The organism is Acidovorax facilis (assembly GCF_050626955.1).
GTDB lineage: Bacteria > Pseudomonadota > Gammaproteobacteria > Burkholderiales > Burkholderiaceae_C > Acidovorax > Acidovorax facilis.
Genome location: NZ_CP192460.1, coordinates 3149980 through 3171243, shown reverse-complemented (window position 1 = coordinate 3171243; position 21264 = coordinate 3149980). Strand labels below are relative to the sequence as shown.

The following is a 21264-nucleotide window of genomic DNA, read 5'->3' as shown; positions in this document are numbered from 1 at the left end:
GCGAAGCGGCTCAGGGGGAATACACTCCCGCCCGTGTCACTGTTCAAAGCCGCCTCCACCGTTTCCCTTTTGACCCTTGCCTCCCGCATCACCGGGCTGGTGCGAGAGCTTCTCATGGCTTCCGTCTTTGGGGTTAGTGCCATGACGGACGCCTTCAATGTGGCATTTCGTATCCCCAATCTGTTCCGGCGGGTGCTGGGCGAGGGCGCCTTCAGCCAGGCTTTTGTCCCGGTGCTGTCCGCCACCCGTGCCCAGGAGGGCGAAGAGAGTGCCCGCGCGCTGATCGACCATGTGGGCACCTTGCTGGCATGGACGCTGGTGCTGCTGTGTATTGCTGGCGTGCTGGGCGCCCCCTGGATGGTGTGGGGCATGGCCAGCGGGCTCAAGCAGTCGCCCCAGGGCTTTGACGCCGCCGTCACCATGACGCGCTGGATGTTCCCGTACATCGGCTTCATGTCGCTGGTGGCGCTGGCGGGGGGCATTCTCAATACCTGGAAGAAGTTTGCAGTGCCGGCGGCGTCGCCGGTGCTGCTCAACATCGCACTGATCCTGTCCATCACGGTGGGCGCACCCTGGTTTTCCCGCCATGGCATCGAGCCCATTTACGCCCAGGCGGCGGGGGTGATGCTGGGTGGCTTGCTGCAACTGGCCATCCAGGTGCCTGCGCTGGTGCGCCTGGGGTTGCTGCCGCGCATTGGGGTGCGCTGGGCGGCCATTCGTGCCGCCTGGTCCGACCCCACCACGCGCAAAGTGGCACGGCTGATGCTGCCCGCGCTGCTGGGGGTGAGCGTGGCGCAGATATCCCTGCTGATCAATACGCAGATTGCCTCGCACCTGCCCACAGGCAGCGTGAGCTGGATCACCTACGCAGACCGCCTGATGGAGCTGCCGACCGCGCTGCTGGGCGTGGCGCTGGGTGTGGTACTGATGCCGCAACTGGCCAGCGCCCGCGCCAAGCAGGACGACGACCAGTACTCGGCCATGCTCGACTGGGGGCTGCGCTTGGTGGTGCTGTTGTCCGTGCCCTGCATGGTGGCCTTGCTGGTCTTTTCAGAGCCGCTGGTGGCGGTGCTGTACCACTATGGGGCCTTTGGCGATCAGGACGTGCGCCAAACCACCCTGGCACTCACGGGTTATGGCGTGGGCCTGGTGGGCATTGTGGCCATCAAGGTGCTGGCGCCGGGCTTCTATGCCAAACATGACATGCGTACCCCCATGCTCATTGCGGTGGCGGTGCTGGTGCTGACCCAGTTGATGAACCTGGTGCTGGTGCGTTACCTGCAGCATGCGGCCCTGACGTTGACCATCGGCATTGGCGCACTCATCAATGCCGGTTGGCTGTTGATCGGTTTGCTGCGGCGCGGCAGCTACCGGCCCCTGCCGGGGTGGGGCAAGTTCGCCCTGCAGGTGATCGCTGCGAGCGCCTTGCTGGCCGTGCTGCTGGTATGGGGTGCGCAGCATTTCGACTGGGTGGAAATGAGGGGGCAAACCCTGCAGCGGATAGGGTTGCTGGCGGCGCTCATGGCTGCTGCTGCCGTGCTGTACTTTGGCGCGCTGTGGGCAGCCGGGCTCAAGCTGCGCCAGTTGCTGCGGCGCTGATTTCACCGAAGGCCACAAATGCCCTGTCAAGAAGGGCTTTCTGTCGCTTGACGCCGCCCGCCCCGGCACTTACAACACCACCATGTCACTGAGCTATTCCGTACCCACCTCGCTGGAGTACTTTGCATCGCTGGTGCAAAGCGATGATCACTTCCCGCTGCTGGAGGCAGCGGCCAGCCTAGCGCAGGACGAATACCCTGAGCTCGACATGCAGCAACTGCTGGGCGATATGGACCAGTTGCTTGCGCGCATCAAGCGCCGCCTGCCTGCCGATGCCCCTGCGCTGCAGCGCCTGCGTACGCTCAACCAGTTTTTCTTTGTCGACCTGGGCTTTGGCGGCAACATCAATAACTACTACGACCCTGAAAACAGCTATCTCAACGCCGTGCTGCGAACGCGCCGGGGCATCCCCATCAGCCTGGCCGTGTTGTGGATGGAGCTGGCCCAGGGCCTGGGCCTGCATGCCCGGGGCATTGCATTCCCCGGGCACTTCATGGTCAAGGTGCTGATGCCCAAAGGACAGGTGGTGCTGGACCCGATCTCGGGCCAGTCATTGAGCCGCGAAGAGCTTGCCGAACGGCTGGAGCCTTACAAGCGCCGCAACGGCCTGGTGGACGACTACGACGTGCCGCTGGGCCTGTACCTGCAGGCGGCCACACCGCGCGACATCATTGCGCGCATGCTGCGCAATCTGAAAGAGGTGCACCGCACGCAGCACGACTGGCAGCGCTTGATCACCGTGCTCGACCGGCTCATCGTGCTGCTGCCTGACGCCTGGGGCGAGCGGCGGGATCGGGGGCTGGCCCATGCCGAGCGGGGCAACACCCTCGAAGCGATGGCCGATCTGGAAGCCTACCTGGCCCACGCCGAAGACGGGCTCGACATCGACCTGATCGCTGACCGGCTGAGCGCGCTGCGCAACGCCAACGGCTAACGCTCAGAACGGCGCGCTGCCTTCTGGCAGTGCCGCCTGCAATTGCGCCACCTGCCGACGCAGCTCGGTGTTCTCTGCCGTCAGTTCTGCCACGCGGGCCCGCAGGGCCTGCAGTTCATCGGCGCCCGCTTCAGCGCCCGGGCTGGCGTCCTTGGCCGCAGGGCTTTCGTCCGATGGCGCTTCTTCGCGTGGCTTGCGCTTGTTGAGTTCGCGCACGCGCTTGGCGGCCTGCTTGAGTTCGTCCTTGCCTGCCACGACGGCTGCCACCTGCTCCTCGGCGGGCAGCGTGGCTACGGCAGCTGCCGCATTGATGGAGATGGTGCCGGACTTCACGGCCGCCACCAGTTCCGGTGCGGCCTGCTTCTGGATTTTTTCGATCATCACCACCTGGCTGCTGCTCAGGCGCGCGGCCTTGGCAATGGCTTCGCGGCTGTCCAGGGGCGAGGGTGCGGGCAGGGCGGCCGCAGCTTCGGGGGTGTCAGGGGTGGTGGCGGCCGCTTCGGTGTCTGCGGCCGTCGTTGCGCGGGCCTTGCGGTCGGCCATGATCTCGCGCTTGCGCAGCGCCAGTACGCCGCGCTGGAAATCCGATACGCTGCGGCGCCCCAGGTGCTGGTCGATCATCCACAGGTGCACGTCTTCCATCGACTGAAAGCGCGGGTTTTGCACGGTCTGGAACGGCAGGCCATGCTTTTGGCAGATGCCATAGCGGTTGTGGCCGTCCACCAGCACATCGCCCCACAGCACCAGCGCGTCGCGGCAGCCTTCGGCCAGGATGCTGCGCTCCAGCGCCTCGTGCTCGTCGGGGGTCAGGGGTTCGATATAGGCTTTGAGTTCTTCGTTGACGACGATGTTCATGGCAGGGCAGGCAATCGGGAGCGGGGAAGGGGCGCGATTGTAGAGGCCCCGACAAGAGTCCTGGGCCAGGGCGCCGCCCTGGGCACTACTGGTCTCGCGTGCCCCGCAGCGCCAGCCAGCCCGCTACCGCTGTAAAGGCCGCCACCACTGCCACGATGATCCAGAAGCCATGCCCGTTGTCGGCCAGCGGCACGCCGCCCACGTTCATGCCGAACAGGCCGGCCAGGATGTTGATGGGCAGGGCCAGCACGGTTACCACCGTCAGCACAAAGAGGCTGCGGCTGTTGGCTTCCTGCACGCTGGCTGCGATCTCTTCCTGCAGCAGCTTGATGCGCTCTTGCAGTCCCTGCATGTCGCGCAGCACCACCGAGAACTCTTCCGTGGAGTCGCGCAGCTCCTGCGCATCGTCCGAGCCCATCCACGCCGGGGGATGCTGCAGTAGGCGGAACAATGCAGCAGGTTCGGGCGCCAGCAGCCGCTGCAGCCGCACCAGCAGCCGCCGCAGCACACCCAGGCGTGCGCGTTTGTGGTCCAGGCGCCCGGCCAGCAACGCGTCTTCCACGTCGTCGATGCGCTGCGTCACGCCGCGCACGATGTCCACCAGACCCGAGGCCTGCGTGCGCATCAGCTCGGCCAGCAGGGCCACGCTGGAGCAGGGCGCATTGCCGCTGCGCACGGCGGTGCGCAGTGCGTCCACCGACCGCAACGGGCGTGTGCGCCCAGTCACCATCAGGTGCGGCGCCACGCTGGTCCACAGGGTGGCGATGTCCGAGGGCTCGAACGCAAAGTCAAAGTGCGCGTCGTTGAGCACCGCAATCAGGGTGTCGTCGTCGCGCTCGATGCGGGTGGACACAGAACGGTCCTTGAGCGCGTCAAAAAAAGCTTCGGGCAGGTCGGCATGCCGCTCCATCCAGCGCACGGCCTGCGCGTGGCTGAGGTTGAAATGCAGCCACAGGAACTGCCCTTGCGGTGCGGCTCCTGATGGAATGCTTGCCAGCCACTGCGCCGCCTGCACGGTATCGACCTCGCGCGGCGCGGTGTTTGCGGCGAGCAGGTAGCCGCAGATGAGCCCGGCGGCATCACCCCCATAGTTCAGGCTGTTGCCTGCAGGCGCAGCGTTGGGGCGGTGAGGGGCGGGGGGAGCGGAGGGCACGGGCCTGCATCCTGGCTGCTGCACATGACATGGCCGTGACAGATCACACCCGTGTCACGGTCCTGTCACTTGGCGGTACCACCATGGCGCCATCTTTTTTTGCACCGCCGGACGGCACCATGTTCCACAGCAACACCCTTGACACCCAGGAGCTGATGCAGCGCATCGCCAACGACCTCATCGACAGCTACGACGAAGAGCTGGAGCTGGAGATCGAGGACCGCAATGTGGACGACATCGGCGCGCCGCAGCCCACCGATCGCCTGGCGCGCCAGCAGTATTTCAAGGATCTGTTCCAGCTGCAGGGCGAACTCGTCAAGCTGCAGGACTGGGTGCAGCACAGCCGCCAGAAGGTGGTGATCCTGTTCGAGGGACGCGATGCAGCCGGCAAGGGCGGCGTGATCAAGCGCATCACCCAGCGTCTGAACCCGCGCGTGGCCCGTGTGGCGGCACTGCCTGCGCCCAACGACCGCGAGCGCACCCAGTGGTACTTTCAGCGCTATGTGGCGCACCTGCCTGCGGCCGGCGAGATGGTGCTGTTTGACCGCAGCTGGTACAACCGTGCGGGCGTCGAGCGGGTGATGGGCTTTTGCAGCGACGACGAATACGAAGAGTTCTTCCGCACCGTGCCTGAGTTTGAAAAGATGCTCGTGCGCTCGGGCATCACACTCGTCAAATACTGGTTCTCCATCACCGACGAAGAGCAGCATCTGCGCTTTCTGGGCCGCATCCACGACCCGCTCAAGCAGTGGAAGCTCAGCCCCATGGACCTGGAAAGCCGCGTGCGCTGGGAGGCCTACACGAAGGCCAAAGAGACGATGCTGGAGCGCACCCACATCCCCGAGGCGCCTTGGTGGGTCGTGCAGGCGGTGGACAAGAAAAAGGCCCGCCTCAATTGCATCGCCCACCTGCTGTCGCAACTGCCCTACCAGGACGTGCCCCATCCGACCGTGGTGCTGCCCGAGCGGGTGCGCAACCCCGAATACCTGCGCCAGCCGGTGCCCGCGAGCATGTACGTGCCCGAGGTGTATTGAAGAATTGCTATCAAATTAATAGCTATCTGCGCTTGTCTATCAAGCGCTAGCGGCCAAAATCAGCGCGCCAGCTCCTCTCGCACGGCCGCGACTTGCCGGCGGGAGACCGCCAGCAATTCGGTGGATCCCTGCAGCCGCACCGCCCAGCCTTCGCCCTCTTCGGGGTCGTAGTGTTTCTCCAGTGCGCGTACGGCGCGGCGGGCCACGAGCGCATTGCGGTGGATGCGCAGGAAGCGCGGGGCGAACTTGGTTTCTATCTCGCTGAGCGAGCCGTCCATGATGTAGCTGCGGGTGGTGGTGCGCACGGTCACGTACTTCTGCTCGGCCTTGAAGTACAGCACCTCGGCCAGGGGCAGGCGTTCGGTGCGGCCCCGGTCCTGGATCAGCAGGGTTTCGCCTTCGGGCAGGCTGGGCGCCTGGGCGGGTGCGGAAGGGCGTGCGCTGCGCTGCGCCTTGGCCAGTGCCTGCTGCAAGCGTTCGCGGCGTACGGGCTTGGTCAGGTAGTCGGTGGCGTCCAGCTCGAACGCGCTCACGGCGTGGTCGGCGTGGGCCGTCACAAACACCACCGCCGGGGGCTGGGGCAGGGTCTGCAGGGTGTGGGCCAGGGCCAGGCCGTCCTGGCCGGGCATGTGGATGTCGAGCAGCACCAGGTCAAAACCCCGTCCGCCCGTGGGCCCCAGCAGTGCCATGGTTTCGCTCGCGTTGGAGGCCTCGGCCACCGTCATACGCTGAGCGGGCTGGGCCTGGGCGCAATCGGCCAGCAGGGTGCGCAGGCGGCTGCGGGCGAGGGCTTCGTCGTCAACGATCAGGATGTTCATGGTCTCTCAAGGGGCTGTTGTTGTCGTTGGGGCTGTCCACCATGCGGCGCTGCAACGGCGCCGCGCGGCTGCCATGGCGGTTGCCGGGGTTGCCAGAACTGCGGCGCGCGGGCGGTGCTGTGCTGCGCCCACCCCGGGGGCGGGGCTGGGGGTCGGGGGCGGGCAGGGTAATGCGCACCTGGTAGAGGCCGTCCTGCACGCCAGCGGTGAACTCGCCCTGCACATCGTGCAGCAGCGCCAGCCGCGCACGCACATTGGCCAGCGCAATGCCGTGGCCGCGGGGCGCGGTGTCTTCTCCATTGCCATGGCTGTTCTTGCCTTCCTTGGGGGGAAGGGTGTTGGTAATGCGCACCACCACACGGCTGCCGCGCAGCTCGGTCAGCACGCGGAGCTTGCCACCCCGGTCGCTGGGCTCCACGCCGTGTTTGACGGCGTTTTCCACCAGGGGCTGCAGCAGCAGCGGGGGCAGGCGGGCGCCGTCGGTGCGGGGGTCCAGGTTCCACTGCACCTGCAGGCGTTTGCCAAAGCGCACCTCTTCGATGCCCAGGTAGCGGCGCGCGAGCGTGATTTCTTCGGCCAGCGTGGTCGATTCACCCTGCTCGATGAGGGCGACCCGAAACAGGTCGGACAGGTCTTCCAGCAGCGATTCGGCCTTGGCCGGTTCTTCGCGAACCAGCGCGATGGCGCTGTTGAGCGTGTTGAACAGAAAATGGGGGCGGATGCGTGACTGCAGCTCCGTCAGGCGCGCCGTGGTGGCCGCGGGCGTGCGGCCCCGCGCGCGCAGCACCAGCGCTGCCACCAGCATGGCGGCCAGCAGCGCGCCCGTGGCGGCGCTGGCCAGCCAGGGGGCCGAGGTGGGCTGCGCCACCAGCGCCAGCATGCCGCAGGCATAGGCCCCGGCCAGGGCACCCAGCAGCACGCCCGCCAGGTATTGCTGCACGGTGGTCAGGCGCTGCAGCACGGTCTTGAGGCTGCAGGCCGTGACCAGCCACAGCAGCGTGGCGGGCAGCGCACCGCCCGTCAGCAGTGCCAGGGTGGCCAGCCATTCCACAGGGTTGCCCGCCCCATACATCGCGCCCACGCCCACCACCAGCTCCACGAACAGCACGGCCCGCAGCACCACGCCCACCTGGCAGGCGTCAAACACCAGGGCCCGCCCGCGCGGCGGCTGGCCGCCCGGCCCGGCGCCAGCGGCCGCCCGCACGCTGTGCGCAGACCTTTCTGGCGGGCCAGAATCTGGCAGCGGGGGCTGGGTCGATAAAATTTGCGTGTTTTGCATTGCGGCGCCCGGGTTGTCCGGGTGTCTGAACCTCCGGATTATTGCCCTCCTTATGTCCAAAGCCCAAGCCACCAGCGCCGACTCTGCGCCGTCCCACAACCAACTCGACACCAAGGCCCAGGCCTGGTCGGCGTTGTTTTCCGAGCCCATGAGCGACCTGGTCAAGCGCTACACCTCCAGCGTGTTCTTCGACAAGCGTCTGTGGCAGGCCGATATTGCAGGCAGCCTGGCACATGCCGAGATGCTCGCCGCGCAGGGCATCATCTCTGCCTCCGACCACGCCTCCATCCAGCGCGGCATGGCGCAGATAACGTCGGAGATCGAGTCCGGTGCCTTTGAATGGAAGCTCGACCTGGAAGACGTGCACTTGAACATCGAAGCCCGCCTGACCCAGCTGGTGGGCGATGCGGGCAAGCGCCTGCACACCGGCCGCAGCCGCAATGACCAGGTCGCCACCGACGTGCGCCTGTGGCTGCGCGGCGAGATTGATTTGATCGGCGACCTGCTCAAAGAGCTGCAGGTGTCGCTGGTCGATGTGGCTGAGCAGAACGTCGAGGTGATCCTGCCCGGCTTCACCCACCTGCAGGTGGCCCAGCCCGTGAGTTTTGGCCACCACATGCTCGCCTATGTGGAAATGTTCAAGCGCGACGCAGAGCGCATGGCCGACGTGCGCCGCCGCACCAACGTGCTGCCCCTGGGCAGCGCGGCCCTGGCCGGCACCACCTACCCGCTGGACCGCGAGCGCGTCGCAAAAACTCTGGGCATGGAGGGCGTGTGCCAGAACAGCCTGGACGCCGTGAGCGACCGCGACTTCGCCATCGAATTCACCGCCGCCGCCAGCCTGTGCATGGTGCACGTGAGCCGCCTGTCCGAAGAGCTCATCATCTGGATGAGCCAGAACTTCGGCTTCATCAAGATCGCCGACCGCTTCACCACCGGCTCTTCCATCATGCCGCAGAAGAAGAACCCCGACGTGCCGGAACTGGCGCGCGGCAAGACCGGCCGCGTGGTGGGCCACCTCATGGGCCTCATCACCCTGATGAAGGGCCAGCCCCTGGCCTACAACAAGGACAACCAGGAAGACAAGGAGCCGCTGTTCGACACGGTGGACACGCTCAAGGACACGCTGCGCATCTTTGCCGAGATGGTGGGCGGCCAGCTGAACCCCGCCACGGGCCAAAAAGAAGGCGGCATCACCGTGAACGCCCAGGCCATGGAGCAGGCCGCGCTCAAGGGCTACGCCACGGCGACCGACCTGGCCGACTATCTGGTGAAAAAGGGCCTGCCCTTCCGCGACGCGCACGAAACCGTGGCCCATGCAGTGAAGGCGGCCACCTCGCACGCGTGCGACCTGTCGGAGCTGCCTTTGACGGTGCTGCAGGGCTTTCACCCCGCCATCGAGAAGGATGTGTACGAGTGCCTGAGCCTGCGTGGCTCGCTCAACGCCCGCAACACGCTGGGGGGTACGGCCCCCGCGCAGGTGCGCCTGCAGTTGGAGCGCCATCGCGCACGCCTGGCCTGATTTTTGCGGTGCCCATTGCACATCCTTTTGGAGCTTTTGCCATGACCCCATCCCGCCGCAGCCTGTTGTCCCGTCTTTTGCGCACCAGCGCCTTTCTGGGGGCTGCGCTGACCGTGGGGCTCGCGTCGGCGCAGTCGGCCAAGCCCATTCGCCTGCTGGTGGGGTTCCCGCCCGGCGGTGGTTCGGACGCCATTGCGCGCACCTTGTCCGAGAAGCTCAAGGATGAACTGGGCGTGCCAGTGGTGGTGGAAAACCGCCCTGGCGCCGGGGGCCAGATTGCGGCCCAGGCGCTCAAAGCCGCAGTGCCCGATGGGACCACGCTGTTCATCACGCACGACCACACCATCTCCATCCTGCCCCAGGTGGTCAAGAACGCCGGCTTCGACCCGGTGCGCGACTTCGTTCCCGTCGGTGGCTTTGCCACCTTTGTGAATGCATTTGCCGTCTCTGGAGGCACGCCCGCCAAGTCGTTCGGCGACTACGTCAACTGGGTGCGCACGGCGGGCCAGGGCAAGGGGGCCGTGGGTATCCCGGCGCCAGCTTCCACCCCCGAATTCCTGGTCAAGCTGATCGGGCAGAAGTACCAGATCGACCTGGTGTCCGCCCCCTACCGGGGCAGCGCGCCCATGATGGCCGACATGCTGGGCAACCAGATCGGTGCAGGCGTCGCCTCGGTGCAGGATTTCATCGAGAACCACAAGGCGGGCAAGGTGCGCGTGGTGGGCGTGCTCGGCACCAAGCGCCAGGCCGCCATGCCCGATGTGCCCACGTTCGACGAAATGGGCCTCAAGGGCTTTGAAGACCTGCCGTACTACGGCATCTACGCCCCCACCGGCACACCGCAGAAGTTCATCACCGAGTTCTCCATCGCCCTGTCCAAGGTGGTGGCGATGCCGGATGTGCGCGAGCACCTGACGGCCATGGGCCTCACGGTGGGCTACATGACACCGCAGCAGCTGGCCACCCGCCAGGCGGCCTACACCGAGGCTTGGACGCGCATCATCAAGACCAGCGGGTTTGTGGCGCAGTAGGCCAGGGCGTGCTTGGTGTGGTCATTCGAGCGGATGTCGCTGCATCCTCCTGTTCCTGAGAACGGTCGAATTGCGGAAATTCAAACTGCGGATTCACGTGCTGCAGATTTCTAAGGCTGGGCCGGGCCTTTGACTTGGTGCGCCGCAAAAGCCGTGACCCGGTCAAAGCGCTCCTCGGGCAGGGTGTCCAGAGTCTGCTGCGGGCGCGGGGCCTGCAGACGTTCATTCTCATCGGCGCGATGGCTCTTTCATGGCAGTGTCTGTGCCGTCGCGGCGGGTGCCTTTTGGGGCCGTGGCCGAGGCTGCGAAGCGGGCCGGTGCCCGCAGTTCAGTGCGCGCGCGCCCGGCCCGTACCCTGCGACGGCGTGCCTCCGCGCCCGAACTGGTGCCAGGCCCGGCGCAGCTGGGTGTCGGAGCTGAACCCCGCCATCAGCGCCGCCTGCGTCACGTTCTGGCCAGACCGCAGCGCGGCCTCGGCCGTGGCCAGGCGGATGCGCCGCAGGTACTGCAGCGGGGCGATGCCCGCATGTTCCAGAAACAGCCGCGTGAGGTGGCGCGGCGAGGTGTGTGCCACCTCGGCCATCTGCGGCACGCTCCAGTCGGCCTGCGGTTGCTGGCCCACGGCGTCCTGCACGCGGTGCAGTGCGGGGTGCATGTGGTTGCGGTGGTGCAGAAACGGCGAGAACTGCGGGTCGTCCGGCCCCCGGCGCAGCCCGATCACCATGGCCTGCGCCACCTGCACCGCCACCGTGGGGCCGCAGATGTCGGAGATGCGGTGGAGCAGCAGGTCGATGCCGGTGGTCACGCCTGCGCTGGTGTAGATGGGGCCATCGGCCACGAACACGCGGTTGGCGGCCACGTCGCAGCGTGGGTCTACCAGGGCCAGCTCGTCCAGGTGCAGGTGGTGCGTGGTGGCGCGCCGGCCGGTCAGCAGTCCTGCATGGGCGGCCAGCACCGCGCCCGCGCACACGGTGACCAGCTCCAGCTGCCCCGCCACCGGGCGCAGGCCGCGCAGCCAGTGCAGCAGGGCCTGGGCTTCGGGGCCGCTCACGTCGATGTGGTGGCCTGCCAGGCCCACCAGCACCACCCACGCGGGGCTGGGCAGTGTGTCAGGCAGCGGCGCCAGCCCGGTGACAGCGACCCCCACGGACGACATCGACTCGGGCGTGGGGCTCACGAAGTGCTGCACAAAGCGCTCTGGTTGGCCTAGGGCGACCAGGGTCTGGTTGGCAATGCGCAGCGCCTCGGCCGGGCCGGCCCAGTCCAGCACCAGGCTGCCAGGCAGCAGGGCGAAGTACACGTGGATGGGGGAATGTGTTATGTCCTGCATGACAAGTTCTTGAAAAAGGCGCCGCTCCCAAGGCGTTTTATGGCTCCCTGTTCCACGGGGTGTCCATCTGGCGGGCGGTGCGCTCCGCAAGTGCTGCGCTCGCCAGCCGGGTGACCAGGTGCAGGCTCATGTCAATGCCGGCGCTGATGCCGGCCGACGTGACCAGCGCCCCCCGGTCTACCCAGCGCACATTTTCCCGCACATCCAGGGTGGGAAACCGCGCCCGCAGGTCAGCAATGTCCTCCCAGTGGGTGGTGGCAGGGCCTTCGGTCAGCACGCCTGCGGCTGCCAGGATGAATGCTCCTGTGCACACCGATGCGGTCATCTGCGCACCACGCGCCGCCTGGGCCACCCAGGCGCGGGTGTCTGCGCAGGCCGCGGCGGCGTCCACCACGCCGCCGGGCACGATGAGCACATCGGGCGCGGTGGCGTTGGCGAAGTCCGCGTCCGGCAGCACGCGCAGACCAGCGCGGGCCCGCACGGGGGCCAGGCTGCGGGCCACGCACTGCACGGCAAATGGCGCGGGTGCGCCAGGCTGCAGGCGCTGCGCCATGCGCACGGCGGTGGTGAACACTTCGTAGGGGCCGCCCAGGTCCAGGGCTTCCACCTCGTCAAAAACGAGGATGGCGACTTGCAGGGGCTTTGGGGGTTTGATGGCAGATGGTGTGGTCACGGTGTGGTGCGGGGAGGGTGGTGGGCAAACACATAACGCGGGTAGGTGCCGTGCGCAGTCGTTGCGGCGTTCAGGTCGATATCGACGGTGCAAAAGGGTTGTTCTGCCGTGGTGCGGGCGAGCAGGGCGCCATCGGGGCTGATGACCCAGCCCGCGCCGCCATAAGTGCCTGCGGCGTGGTCCGCGCGGTTGGACGACAGGCTGTAGGCGCCAGTGCGCACGGCGGCCACGGTGCCCACGGCCAGCCATTTGTCCGTGGTGGCGGCCGCTGTGGCGCGCGGCGACAGGATGGCCTGCAGCCCGCCCAGCGCCGCATAGTGGGCATAGGTGTCCAGCGCCCAGAGTTCGGTGCAAATATTCAGGCCGAAGGCTAGCGGCCCGGCGTTGAAACGGGGAAATGCTGCATCACCGCGCTCAAACCACTGGGCCTCCCAGCCACCCGGTTCATCGGGCAGGTGGAACTTGCGCCGCAGGGGCGCGTAGCCGGTCTGCGCGGACCAGAGAAAGCCCTCGTTCAGGCGCTGCCCGCCCGCAGTGACCGGGCGCGCGCCCACCACCCAGTCGGCGCCCAGCTCGGGCAGGCGGGCTGCCCAGGCGTCGCTGAGTGCGACGGCGGCGCCCCAGCGTGCAGGATCGGCGGGGAGCGATTCCCACACCGGCTCGACAAAGGCGAACTCGGGCAGCAGCACCAGCTCGGATTGCGCGCTGTGGGTGTGGGCGCACAGTGCTACCCAGGCAGCTTCGAGCAGATGGGGTTGGTAGGGCAATTCGCAGACAGTGGCGCGCATGGTGTTCTCCGGCGGTCAGGCTGCGGCCGCTTCCAGGGCGTCCAGGGCTTCCCGCACGGTGCGCAGGGTGGCAAAGCGGCCCTGCAGCACCGTGGCGGTGCGGGTCTTGATGTCGGCGGCTGACAGCACCTGGCCGTCGGGCTGCATCATGTCCCAGGTCAAGGTGGCGTCGGTCACATAGTCCACCTCCCAGCCCAGATCCGAGGCGTGGCGCGTGGTGGTTTCGCAGCATTGTTCGGTGCGGATGCCGCTGATGATGAGGCGCTGGATGCCATGGCGCGTCAACCACACGTCCAGTCCCGTGCCCACCAGCGCGCTGTGGCGCGACTTGGTGAAGGTGGCGGCCGCCTCGAAGGGCGCCAGGCCATCGAGTGCGCGCACCTGGCCCGACACCTGCGAAAACGCATTCTCGGGCACTTCGGGGCCTTCGCTGTGGAACACCCGCACCACCGGCACGCCGCGCGCCACGCAGCCTTCGATCAGGGCGTTCTGGGCCTGCAGATAGGCGGGCAGGTCGTGCGTGGTGAAGTAAGGGCGGTGGCGAAAGGACTCCTGGACGTCAATCACTATCAGACATGTTTTCATGGTGTGCTTCTTTCGATGGATGGTTTGAAGCCTCTATTTTTATTAAGCTAAGGCGTGGAGTCCGCGCCAGACGGGACAGGTTTCGATCAATTTACGCCATCGGTGGAGGTCTTGGTGAGGTTTCACTGGGAATGGTGGGCAAGCGGGCCATGGGGTTGTCTGGAAAAAGGCGACTAACGATTTGTGGGTAATGTTTTGTAGCTATCAAATTGATAGTTTTGCGCGGTGAGCCGCATAAGCTGTTATGGTGATTAGGGTTTTCCCTAAATTTTTGACCTCTACAGCCCACCCACTACACAACTCCTTGCCATGGCCAGACGCTCCCGCTTGTTTTCCCTGTCAGCGCTGACGCGGGCCTACCAGCGCAACCTGAAGGCCTTTGCCCGGGCGGCGCGCCCTGTGCGCGCCAAGGCCCCGGCTGCGCCGCGCCGGGTGGTGCCTGCGCCAGCGGTGCCAGCCCGGCGCGCGGCCAGCAAGCCCGTGCCCGCTCGCGGAGAGTGGGTCGGTGGCGTTGCACCCGGGCCTGCGGGCGCGCGGCGCTACCACCTCTACATCCCGCCAGGGCTGGCGCTGAAAGCAGACGAGAAACTGCCCTTGCTGGTCATGCTGCATGGCTGCGGCCAGACGGGGGGCGATCTGGCTGCAGCCACGCGCATGAACCGGCTGGCCGCGCGCGAGCGTTTTCTGGTGCTGTACCCTGAGCAGGAGCGCATGGCCAACGCCCATGGATGCTGGAACTGGTTTGAGCGCCGCAACGGCAAGGCCCAGGCCGAGGCAGCCACGCTGCTGGCTGCGGTGGACAAGGTGGCGCGCCGCTACCCGGTGGACCTGGCCCGTGTGGCCGTGGCGGGCTTGTCGGCCGGTGCCAGCATGGCCGTGCTGATGGCCGCGCTCTATCCCCAGCGGTTCTGTGCCGTGGCCATGCATTCCGGGGTGGCACCGGGCACGGCCGAATCGGCCGCCACGGCGCTGGCCGCCATGCACGGGCGGCGCGCTGCGCACCTGCCAGAGCCCCTGGGTGTCTCCCTCAACCAGGGCGCAACCCCTTCCGCGCTGCCGCTGCCGCCCCTGCTGGTGCTGCATGGCGATGCCGATGGTGTGGTCTCGGTGCGTAACGCGGCGGCCACGGCCCTGCTGTGGGCGGACGCGCTGGGCGCGCGGGCCGGAGCCTTGCGCACCCTGCAGCGTGGCCAGCGCCATGCCATGCGGGTGACCGAATTCAAGACCCGGGGCCGCACCGTGGTGGCGCTGCGCGAAGTGGCGGGGCTGGCCCACGCCTGGAGCGGCGGCGTGGCGCAATTGCCGTTCAGCGACCCGGCCGGGCCGGATGCCTCGGCCCTGGTGTGGGCCTTTGTGGCGCGGCAGTTTGCAAAAAATGAATAAAAATAGGCTCTAGCGCTTATCTGTCAAGCGCGAGCAGCTATTAAATTTGTAGTGAATGTGGTGTTTGATGCTGCCCGTGGCAGCATCCATGGTCGGCTATACCAGCCGCGCTGCCACCAGCTCCTTCTTGAGGTAGGCATAAAACAGCGGGGCCGCCACCAGCCCGGCGGGGCCAAACACGGCCTCGGCCACGAACATCACGCTCAGCAGCTCCCACACGCCCATCTGCGTGCGGCGGCCCACCACCTTGGCGTTGATCACGTATTCGGCCTTGTGGATCAGGATCAGAAAGCCCAGGCAGGCGGCCGCCGCCAGCGGCGACACCGACAGCCCCACGATGGTGATGACCACGTTGCACACCAGGTTGCCCACGATGGGCACGAGCCCGGCAATGAACGTGAACGTGATCAGCACGGGCGTGTAGGGCAGCTCCAGATTCCACAGCGGCAGCACAAACAGCAGGAACAGCGCGGTGAGCAGGGTGTTGAACGCCGCAATCCAGAACTGCGCGGCCACGATCTGCCGGAACGCCTCGCCAAACAGTGTGATGCGCAGCTTGAGCTGCTGGGCCAGCGGGCCGCGCGCGAGGGCTGGTGGGCGCACGGCCGCCAGCGCGCCGATGAGCAGGCCCACATAGGCAAACAGCAGCCCTGCCAGCCAGGCGCGCCCGGCCATGGCCAGCGCGCCGGCCTTGGCGCCCAGGTAGTTGGCGATGATGCGCTGGATTTCAGCCGCGCCCTCGGGCAGGTGGGCCGCCATGTCGGCAGGCAGCTTCAGCCGCAGCTCCAGCACCGTGCGCGCCATGTAGTTGAGCAGCTCACGGTATTGCTGCGGGGCATCGACCAGATAACCCCGCGAGTGCGTCAGTCCGGCGGCCAGCAGCGCCAGCGGCAGCAGCATGACCAGACCTGCCGCCACCACCTGCGCCACCCGCAGGCTGCGGGCGGAAGGGGTGGACTGGCGCTGCACCCGTCCCAGGCCCTGGGCAAACCAGCGCGTGAGGGCCCGCGTGAGCAGAAAGCCCAGGCACACGCACAACAGGCCCGGCAGCAGGCCGCGCCACATCACCAGCAGCAGCACGGCCGCCACCAGCAGGTAGCTGGCCACCACAACGCCCCGGGTCAGGGCGCGCGGTGGCAGCGTGGTGGGCTCGGGCGGTGCGGGGGCGACGGGGGCAGAAGGGGGGCGCTGCGCCATGCGCTGAAACTGGTCGTGTGCGGTGGGGTTGAATGAACGCGGGCGGGGGCGATCAGGCCACCACCACGGCGGCGCCTTCGCCGCGCGCAGCGATCGTGCCAATCGTGTACACCTGCTCGCCCGCAGCGCGCAGCGTGGCGGCTGTGGCCTCAGCGTTGGCGGCATCCACCACCACCACCATGCCAATGCCGTTGTTGAAGGTGCGGTTCATCTCGATGTCGTCGATGCCGGCGGTCTTTTGCAGCCAGGCAAACAGCTCGGTCTGGGGCCAACTTCCCTTGGTCAGATGGGCGGCCGTGCCTTCGGGCAGCACGCGGGGGATGTTCTCCAGCAGGCCGCCACCGGTGATGTGGGCCAGGGCCTTGATCGGATGGACCGCCAGCGCAGCCAGCACATTCTTTACGTACAGGCGGGTGGGTTCCATGATGGCCTGCTTGAAGGGCTTGCCGTCCAGCGTGGCGGGCAGGGTGCCAGCGGCTTCGGCGCGGTCGATGCACTTGCGCACCAGGCTGAAACCGTTGGAATGCACACCATGGCTGGCCAGGCCCAGCACCACGTCGCCGGGCTTGACGTCCTTGCCGGTCAGGATCTTGGACTTTTCGACCGCACCCACGGCAAAGCCGGCCAGATCGTATTCACCGGCAGGGTACATGCCGGGCATTTCGGCCGTTTCGCCGCCGATCAGCGCGCAGCCGCTCAGTTCGCAACCCTTGGCGATGCCGCCCACCACGGCCGCAGCCGTGTCCACATCGAGCTTGCCGCAGGCGAAGTAGTCCAGGAAGAACAGGGGCTCGGCGCCTTGCACCAGCACGTCGTTCACGCTCATGGCCACCAGGTCGATGCCCACGGTGTCGTGCATGTTCCATTCAAACGCCAGCTTGAGCTTGGTGCCCACGCCGTCGGTGCCGGAGACCAGCACCGGCTCCTTGTAGCGCTTGGGCACTTCGAACAGCGCGCCAAAGCCGCCAATACCCGCCAGCACACCTTCGCGCATGGTCTTCTTGGCCAGGGGTTTGATGCGTTCGACCAGGGCATCGCCCGCGTCGATGTCAACGCCAGCGTCTTTGTAGGACAGGGGGGTGGGGGAGGTGGCAGAGGTGCTCATAGGGGTGCTCAAGGCAGGGACGGCACGGAACAGCGTGCGCAGCAGACTAAAATTTGCCCAGATTTTACGGGTTGCGCACCCAGTGCCACCCGCTCACCCCTTCACACCGCCCTGTTTTGTCCTTCAAGCCCATGCTGTTTCGTGCCCCAACCCTCTGCCTGCGTGCCTGTGGGCGGCAGCCATGATGAAGCAACTGGCACTGGACATCGGCCTGGCCACAGGGCCCACGCTGGCCCGGTTTTATGCAGGCCCCAATGAAGCCGCCCTGCAACATCTGCGCCTGGCCGCTGGCGAAGGCAGCAGCGAGGCCACCCGCTCCCCCGTGCCCACCTACCTGTGGGGCGAGCCCGGCAGTGGCAAGACCCATTTGCTCCAGGCCGTGCGCCAGGCCCTGCGCGAGCAGGGCTCCAGCGTAGGCTGGCTCGACCCGGCCGTCGCCGAACCCCCTGATTTCGACGAAAACTGGGCAGCCGTGCTCATGGACGACGTGCACCTGTACAGCACAGCCCAGCAGGCCACCGCGTTCAATTGGTTCGTCAACGCCATCAGCCCCGCCAGCGGCAGCCAGCGCTGGGTGCTGGCTGCTGGCAACCTGCCCCCGGCAGACCTGCCCTTGCGCGACGACCTGCGCAGCCGCCTGGGTTGGGGCCATGTGTTCCAGTTGCAGCTGCTGGGCGAGGCCGAGCGCCGCGCCGTGCTGCGCCAGGAGGCCGACGCACGTGGCGTGTTCCTGGGCGACGAAGTCATGGACTACATGCTCAACCGCTTCTCGCGCGACCTGGGCAGCCTCATGCAGCTCTTGGACCAGCTGGATGCCTTTGCCTTGCGCACCCAGCGCGCCATCACGATTCCCTTGCTCAAGACAATGTTGGAATCGGAATAACGCCGTGCCCCCACGTCTTTTTTTACGTGTGAACCTGAATGACTTCTGAACCCCGCCGCTTGCGGCTTGCGCTGTTTGACCTGGACCACACGCTGCTGCCGCTCGACTCTGATTACGAGTGGGGCGAATTCACCATCCGCATCGGCTGGAACGACCCCGTGGAGTTCGCGCGCCGCAACGACGAGTTCTACGCCCACTACCAGGCTGGCACGCTCGATGTGCACGACTACGTGCGTTTTGCGACCGAGGCGGTGCGCCTGCGCGGGCCCGAGGCGGCGGCGGCCGCGCACCAGCAGTTCATGCGCGAGGTCATCACCCCGGCCATCAAACCAATGGCGCTCCACCTCATCCGCCAGCACCAGGCTGCAGGCGACGAGGTGCTGATCGTCACTGCCACGAACGAATTTGTGACCACGCCCATCGCGCAGGCGCTGGGCGTGTCGCAACTTCTGGCCGTGCAACTGGTGCGCGACGCCAGCGGCTGGTACACCGGCGAGATCGACGGCATTCCCACCATGCGCGAAGGCAAGGTGCGCCGCATGGAACAATGGCTGGCCGAGCGGCAACTGGCCTGGGGAGATGTCGAAAGCACGTTCTACAGCGACTCGATGAACGACGTGCCCCTGCTGGAGAAGGTGAACCACCCGGTGGCCACCAACCCCGACCCGCGCCTGCGCGCCCTGGCCCAGGAGCGCGGCTGGCGCATACTGGACCTGTTTGCGGCCGATGCCGAAACGCCTGCACCACCAGCTGAATGATGAGCGCCTTGCAGCCCCCACCAGCCGCCGTTTCGTGCCCGACCCCCTGAAACCTTTCACTCCATGATCAAGAAGTTCCTAGACAAACTGATGGGCAAATCGACGCCCGGCACCTCGGGCGGCAAGCCCCACTTCGGCAAGCGCGAGGAGGTGCCCGCCTCGGTGCACGGCATCAACCCCGAACTGGTGGACCGCCGTGCTGCCGAGGTGGTTGCCACGCTCAAGCAAGCAGGTTTTGAGGCCTACATCGTCGGCGGCGCCGTGCGCGACCTGCTGCTGGGCCTGCGCCCCAAGGACTTTGACGTGGCCACCAACGCCACGCCCGAGCAGGTCAAGGGGCTGTTCCGCCGCGCCTTCATCATCGGCAAGCGCTTTCGCATCGTGCACGTGGTGCACGGCCGGGGGCGTGAGCATGAAGTGATCGAGGTCTCCACCTTCCGCGCTTACCTGGACAACGCCGCTGCAGGCCAGGTGGCGGGCAACGAAAAGACCAGCAAGGCCCAGCTGTCGGGCATGCAGCACGCTGTGGATGCCAGCGGACGCGTGCTGCGCGACAACGTCTGGGGCCCGCAGGACGAAGACGCCACGCGCCGCGACTTCACCGTGAACGCCATGTACTACGACCCGGTGAGCCAGATCGTGGTCGACTACCACAAGGGCCTGCAGGACGCCAAGAAGAAGACACTGCGCATGATTGGCGACCCCGCCACGCGTTACCGCGAAGACCCGGTGCGCATCATCCGTGCCGTGCGCTTTGCAGCCAAGCTCAGCGGCCTGGGTTTCAGCATCGAGGCCAAGTCGGCAGCCCCGCTGGTGCAGTCGCAGGCGCTGCTGGCCGAGGTGCCGCAGAGCCGCATGTTCGACGAAATGCTCAAGCTGCTGCAAACCGGCCACGCCATTGCCACCATTGAACAGTTGCGCAAGCTGGGCATGGCCAAGGGCATCTACCCGCTGTTGGACGTGGCCGTGGAGCGCGCCGATACGCCGTTTGTCAAAGCCGCCCTGGTGGACACCGACCGCCGCGTCAACGAAGGCAAGCCCGTCGCCCCGAGCTTCCTCCTGGCCTGCGTGCTGTGGGAAGACGTGCGCAATGGCTGGCAGACGCGCCTGAACCAGCGCCAGCACCCGCTGCCCGCGCTGCAGGAGGCCATCGACGAGGTGTTCGACAAGCGCATTGGTGATGTGTCCGGCCGGGGCAAACTGGCCGCCGACATGCGCGAGATCTGGGTCATGCAACCGCGTTTTGAAAAGCGCGTGGGCAACACACCGTTTGGCATGGTGATGCAGCCGCGCTTTCGCGCCGGTTTCGACTTCATGCGCTTGCGCGCCGATGTGGGTGAGGTGGAAGAAGCGCTGGCCGAGTGGTGGCAGGACTTCCAGACCGCCGACGATGAGCGCCGTGATGACCTGATGGACCAGGCAAAAGAAGAACAGAAAGCCCGCCAGAAAGCGCAGCCCGTGGTCAAGCGCGTGCCCCGCGCTGCACCCGCCCCCGATCCGCGCGGCTTGCCCCAAGGGTCAGACGCCGGACCGGTCGACAGCGACGCTGAGTTCCCCTCCGAAGGTGGTGCCCCCAAGAAGCGCCGCCGCCGCCGTCGCAAGCCCGGTGGTGCGGGAGGCGGCGAAGGCGCAGCCCCTGCGGCGGCGGGCGAGTGAATCTGCCGGACCTCGGCGACGAGCGCGAACGGCCCGCCCTGGTCTACGTGGGCCTGGGCGCCAATCTCGGCGAGCGTGAGACGGCCTTGCGCAATGCTTTGGCGGCAATCGACCAGTTGCCAGGCACCCGGGTCACACGCGTGTCGCCGCTCTACGGCAGCGCGCCGGTCGATGCCGGTGGGCCCGACTACCTCAATGCCGTGGCCGAGCTGACCACGGCACTGGCCCCGCAGCCCCTGCTGCAGGCCCTGCAATCCATCGAACAAGCCGCTGGCCGCCAGCGCCCCTACCGCAACGCCCCGCGCACGCTGGATCTGGACATCCTGTGGTTTGGCGGCCAGGCCATCGACACCCCCGAGCTCACCGTGCCCCACCCTCGGATGGCCGAACGCGCGTTTGTGCTGCGCCCCCTGGCCGATCTTGCGCCAGAGCGGGTGGATGCCGCAGCGCTGCAGGCCGTGGCATTGCAGGACATCCACCGGCTCGAAGGCCCGGGTTGGGCGGACGCGGTGGTGGGTAGATGATTTGCTTCTAAATCAGGAGCTGCTAGCGCTTTGTAGATAAGCGCTAGAGGCTAAAAAAAGCTTAAAAATATTACCCTGCGCGACGGATGGACCCGCACCGGATGAAACTGGCGCAGCCCAACGCCAGTGCCACCGTGGAACCGGCTTTGCCGGGCCA

20 protein-coding genes are annotated in these 21264 nt (G+C 66.9%); 10 read left to right on the top strand and 10 right to left on the bottom strand.

The features are described from left to right. Positions 1–33: 33 nt before the first annotated feature. Positions 34–1599, top strand: coding sequence for a murein biosynthesis integral membrane protein MurJ (gene murJ, locus ACQ4MJ_RS14540; RefSeq protein WP_121419265.1), 1566 nt, complete (start codon positions 34–36; stop codon positions 1597–1599). A gap of 82 nt (positions 1600–1681) precedes the next feature. Beyond that, the gene (locus tag ACQ4MJ_RS14535) at positions 1682–2533 is read left to right on the top strand and encodes a SirB1 family protein (RefSeq protein WP_431152203.1); all 852 of its coding nucleotides are present in this window, start codon (positions 1682–1684) and stop codon (positions 2531–2533) included. Positions 2534–2536: 3 nt separating this feature from the next. Here ACQ4MJ_RS14535 and ACQ4MJ_RS14530 read toward each other — a convergent pair whose 3' ends face one another. Both ACQ4MJ_RS14530 and ACQ4MJ_RS14525 read right to left on the bottom strand, forming a co-directional pair. Then, positions 2537–3388, bottom strand: coding sequence for a plasmid replication/partition related protein (locus ACQ4MJ_RS14530; protein WP_431152204.1), 852 nt, complete (start codon positions 3386–3388; stop codon positions 2537–2539). A gap of 85 nt (positions 3389–3473) precedes the next feature. Then, positions 3474–4541, bottom strand: a complete 1068-nt coding sequence (locus ACQ4MJ_RS14525; RefSeq protein ID WP_370628600.1) for a transporter — start codon at positions 4539–4541, stop codon at positions 3474–3476. 119 nt (positions 4542–4660) lie between these two features. On the opposite strand from ACQ4MJ_RS14525, the gene ppk2 reads away from it, so the two are divergent. Further along, on the top strand, positions 4661–5575 hold the full coding sequence (ppk2, locus tag ACQ4MJ_RS14520) for a polyphosphate kinase 2 (protein WP_218299068.1): 915 nt from the start codon (positions 4661–4663) through the stop codon (positions 5573–5575). A 59-nt stretch (positions 5576–5634) separates the two neighbouring features. Here the strand turns inward: ppk2 and ACQ4MJ_RS14515 are convergent, their stop codons facing one another. Further along, the gene (locus tag ACQ4MJ_RS14515; RefSeq protein ID WP_055394454.1) at positions 5635–6393 is read right to left on the bottom strand and encodes a LytR/AlgR family response regulator transcription factor; all 759 of its coding nucleotides are present in this window, start codon (positions 6391–6393) and stop codon (positions 5635–5637) included. Then, positions 6374–7672, bottom strand: coding sequence for a sensor histidine kinase (locus ACQ4MJ_RS14510; RefSeq protein WP_431152205.1), 1299 nt, complete (start codon positions 7670–7672; stop codon positions 6374–6376). The genes ACQ4MJ_RS14515 and ACQ4MJ_RS14510 overlap by 20 nt, the downstream gene beginning before the upstream one ends. A gap of 52 nt (positions 7673–7724) precedes the next feature. Here ACQ4MJ_RS14510 and argH point away from each other — a divergent pair, with 52 nt between their 5' ends. Further along, the gene (gene argH, locus ACQ4MJ_RS14505; protein WP_431152206.1) at positions 7725–9194 is read left to right on the top strand and encodes an argininosuccinate lyase; all 1470 of its coding nucleotides are present in this window, start codon (positions 7725–7727) and stop codon (positions 9192–9194) included. Positions 9195–9235: 41 nt separating this feature from the next. Beyond that, positions 9236–10225, top strand: coding sequence for a Bug family tripartite tricarboxylate transporter substrate binding protein (locus tag ACQ4MJ_RS14500; RefSeq protein ID WP_121419270.1), 990 nt, complete (start codon positions 9236–9238; stop codon positions 10223–10225). A 328-nt stretch (positions 10226–10553) separates the two neighbouring features. On the opposite strand, the gene ACQ4MJ_RS14495 is transcribed toward ACQ4MJ_RS14500, so the two are convergent. Genes ACQ4MJ_RS14495 through ACQ4MJ_RS14480 form a run of 4 tightly spaced genes read right to left on the bottom strand, consistent with a single transcriptional unit; the run spans position 10554 to position 13601 of the window. After that, positions 10554–11555 (bottom strand): GlxA family transcriptional regulator, encoded by a 1002-nt coding sequence (locus ACQ4MJ_RS14495; protein ID WP_431152207.1) that lies wholly within the window; start codon positions 11553–11555, stop codon positions 10554–10556. 37 nt (positions 11556–11592) lie between these two features. Next, the gene (locus tag ACQ4MJ_RS14490; protein ID WP_431152208.1) at positions 11593–12228 is read right to left on the bottom strand and encodes a DJ-1/PfpI family protein; all 636 of its coding nucleotides are present in this window, start codon (positions 12226–12228) and stop codon (positions 11593–11595) included. Then, the gene (locus tag ACQ4MJ_RS14485; RefSeq protein ID WP_431152209.1) at positions 12225–13016 is read right to left on the bottom strand and encodes a carbon-nitrogen hydrolase family protein; all 792 of its coding nucleotides are present in this window, start codon (positions 13014–13016) and stop codon (positions 12225–12227) included. The genes ACQ4MJ_RS14490 and ACQ4MJ_RS14485 overlap by 4 nt, the downstream gene beginning before the upstream one ends. A 15-nt stretch (positions 13017–13031) precedes the next feature. Then, positions 13032–13601, bottom strand: a complete 570-nt coding sequence (locus ACQ4MJ_RS14480) for a cysteine hydrolase family protein (protein ID WP_431152210.1) — start codon at positions 13599–13601, stop codon at positions 13032–13034. 309 nt (positions 13602–13910) lie between these two features. On the opposite strand from ACQ4MJ_RS14480, the gene ACQ4MJ_RS14475 reads away from it, so the two are divergent. Then, a complete protein-coding gene (locus tag ACQ4MJ_RS14475; protein ID WP_228899844.1) occupies positions 13911–14984 on the top strand; it encodes an extracellular catalytic domain type 1 short-chain-length polyhydroxyalkanoate depolymerase in 1074 nt (357 codons plus the stop codon). A gap of 96 nt (positions 14985–15080) precedes the next feature. On the opposite strand, the gene ACQ4MJ_RS14470 is transcribed toward ACQ4MJ_RS14475, so the two are convergent. Continuing rightward, entirely contained in the window at positions 15081–16181 is a 1101-nt protein-coding gene (locus ACQ4MJ_RS14470) for an AI-2E family transporter (RefSeq protein WP_121419276.1), read from the bottom strand. A 52-nt stretch (positions 16182–16233) separates the two neighbouring features. Then, entirely contained in the window at positions 16234–17286 is a 1053-nt protein-coding gene (gene purM, locus ACQ4MJ_RS14465) for a phosphoribosylformylglycinamidine cyclo-ligase (protein ID WP_121507226.1), read from the bottom strand. Positions 17287–17470: 184 nt separating this feature from the next. Here purM and hda point away from each other — a divergent pair, with 184 nt between their 5' ends. From hda to folK, 4 genes are all read left to right on the top strand, one after another. Beyond that, positions 17471–18169, top strand: a complete 699-nt coding sequence (gene hda / locus ACQ4MJ_RS14460) for a DnaA regulatory inactivator Hda (protein ID WP_055395116.1) — start codon at positions 17471–17473, stop codon at positions 18167–18169. A gap of 38 nt (positions 18170–18207) precedes the next feature. Next, entirely contained in the window at positions 18208–18927 is a 720-nt protein-coding gene (locus tag ACQ4MJ_RS14455; RefSeq protein ID WP_431152211.1) for an HAD family hydrolase, read from the top strand. Between the two features lie 63 nt (positions 18928–18990). Beyond that, a complete protein-coding gene (pcnB, locus tag ACQ4MJ_RS14450; protein WP_431152212.1) occupies positions 18991–20583 on the top strand; it encodes a polynucleotide adenylyltransferase PcnB in 1593 nt (530 codons plus the stop codon). Next, positions 20580–21107: a 2-amino-4-hydroxy-6-hydroxymethyldihydropteridine diphosphokinase gene (gene folK / locus ACQ4MJ_RS14445; RefSeq protein WP_431152213.1), complete on the top strand. Its 528-nt coding sequence runs from the start codon at positions 20580–20582 to the stop codon at positions 21105–21107. Before pcnB ends, folK begins: the two co-directional genes overlap by 4 nt. Positions 21108–21264 lie beyond the last annotated feature (157 nt).

Coding starts and splice junctions, on each gene's coding strand:
- ACQ4MJ_RS14530 (WP_431152204.1), bottom strand. CDS start 3,388: ATGAACATCGTCGTCAACGAAGAACTCAAAGCCTATATCGAACCCCTG.
- ACQ4MJ_RS14495 (WP_431152207.1), bottom strand. CDS start 11,555: ATGCAGGACATAACACATTCCCCCATCCACGTGTACTTCGCCCTGCTG.
- purM (WP_121507226.1), bottom strand. CDS start 17,286: ATGAGCACCTCTGCCACCTCCCCCACCCCCCTGTCCTACAAAGACGCT.
- ACQ4MJ_RS14510 (WP_431152205.1), bottom strand. CDS start 7,672: ATGCAAAACACGCAAATTTTATCGACCCAGCCCCCGCTGCCAGATTCT.
- ppk2 (WP_218299068.1), top strand. CDS start 4,661: ATGTTCCACAGCAACACCCTTGACACCCAGGAGCTGATGCAGCGCATC.
- ACQ4MJ_RS14470 (WP_121419276.1), bottom strand. CDS start 16,181: ATGGCGCAGCGCCCCCCTTCTGCCCCCGTCGCCCCCGCACCGCCCGAG.
- ACQ4MJ_RS14485 (WP_431152209.1), bottom strand. CDS start 13,016: ATGCGCGCCACTGTCTGCGAATTGCCCTACCAACCCCATCTGCTCGAA.
- hda (WP_055395116.1), top strand. CDS start 17,471: ATGAAGCAACTGGCACTGGACATCGGCCTGGCCACAGGGCCCACGCTG.
- ACQ4MJ_RS14455 (WP_431152211.1), top strand. CDS start 18,208: ATGACTTCTGAACCCCGCCGCTTGCGGCTTGCGCTGTTTGACCTGGAC.
- ACQ4MJ_RS14475 (WP_228899844.1), top strand. CDS start 13,911: ATGGCCAGACGCTCCCGCTTGTTTTCCCTGTCAGCGCTGACGCGGGCC.
- argH (WP_431152206.1), top strand. CDS start 7,725: ATGTCCAAAGCCCAAGCCACCAGCGCCGACTCTGCGCCGTCCCACAAC.
- ACQ4MJ_RS14500 (WP_121419270.1), top strand. CDS start 9,236: ATGACCCCATCCCGCCGCAGCCTGTTGTCCCGTCTTTTGCGCACCAGC.
- ACQ4MJ_RS14515 (WP_055394454.1), bottom strand. CDS start 6,393: ATGAACATCCTGATCGTTGACGACGAAGCCCTCGCCCGCAGCCGCCTG.
- ACQ4MJ_RS14480 (WP_431152210.1), bottom strand. CDS start 13,601: ATGAAAACATGTCTGATAGTGATTGACGTCCAGGAGTCCTTTCGCCAC.
- pcnB (WP_431152212.1), top strand. CDS start 18,991: ATGATCAAGAAGTTCCTAGACAAACTGATGGGCAAATCGACGCCCGGC.
- ACQ4MJ_RS14535 (WP_431152203.1), top strand. CDS start 1,682: ATGTCACTGAGCTATTCCGTACCCACCTCGCTGGAGTACTTTGCATCG.